Annotated in this window: 1 protein-coding gene and 1 pseudogene; both read left to right on the forward strand. The window is 76.9% G+C overall.

All coding sequences use genetic code 11. The features are described from left to right. Positions 1 to 322 (forward strand): annotated as a pseudogene (locus tag GTW43_RS12820) (ABC transporter permease); the annotation flags it as partial. Then, a partial coding sequence (locus GTW43_RS12825) for a sensor domain-containing protein (protein ID WP_202501378.1) occupies positions 315 to 892 on the forward strand: 578 nt, incomplete at its 3' end. The pseudogene GTW43_RS12820 and the gene GTW43_RS12825, both read left to right, overlap by 8 nt.

Here is an 892-nt window from a genome sequence, read left to right on the forward strand (position 1 = left end):
GCTGCGGGCCCTGCTCATGGCCGGGGCGTATCTGGCGATGGTGGGGCTGTCGGGCATCGGGCTCGGCGCGCTCACCCGGCACACCGCGAGCGCGATCGCGGCACTGGTGGGCCTGACCCTGGTGCTGCCCGCGCTGCTGTCGGGGACGACGGGCACAACGGTCGCCAGGTTCTTCCCGACGATGATCGCGGGCAACTCGCTGGCGGTCACCGTGCCGGTGGACGGCATGCTCTCGCCGTGGGCCGGATTCGCGGTGCTGTGCGCGTACACGGCGGCGCTGCTGTCGGCCGGCGGGTACGTGCTGGTGCGCCGCGATGCGTGAGCGCGGGGCCGTGCGCACGGCCGTGACGGCGTTCGCGCCCCGGCGGGCCGTGGCCGAGGCCGTCTACGTGGTGGTCTCGGCCGTGCCCGCGGTCGCCGGGTTCGTCCTCGTCGTGGTCGCGCTGGTGCTCGGCTCCGCGTTCACGCTGACGCTGGTCGGGGCCGTGCTCGGGGTGCTGTTCCTGGTGGCCGGACTGGCCCTCGCCCGTGGGCTCGGCGCGCTCCAGCGCGCTCTGGCGGGCGGCCTGCTGGGGGAACGGGTGGCGGCGCCGGCCGCCCCGCTCGTCCGCGGCGGCGCGGTCGCGCGCACCGAGGGGCGGCTGCGTGACGCGGCGGCATGGCGCTCGGTGGCGTACGCACTGCTGCGGCTGCCCGTCGCGCTGTGCGGGCTGTACGCCGCCTCCTGGTGGGCGGTCGGCGCGGTGAACCTCGTCGCGCCGGTGCGCCGGGCGGTCGCGTCCGACGACCTGAACCTGGTGACGCCGCTGCCGTTCGGCGGCTCGCCGCACCTCGGGTCGTTCGCGGCGACGCTCGGTGCGTCGGCGGCCGGGTGCGGGATCCTCCTGGTCGC

This window comes from Streptomyces sp. SID5785 (genome assembly GCF_009870065.1).
Lineage (GTDB): Bacteria > Actinomycetota > Actinomycetes > Streptomycetales > Streptomycetaceae > Streptomyces.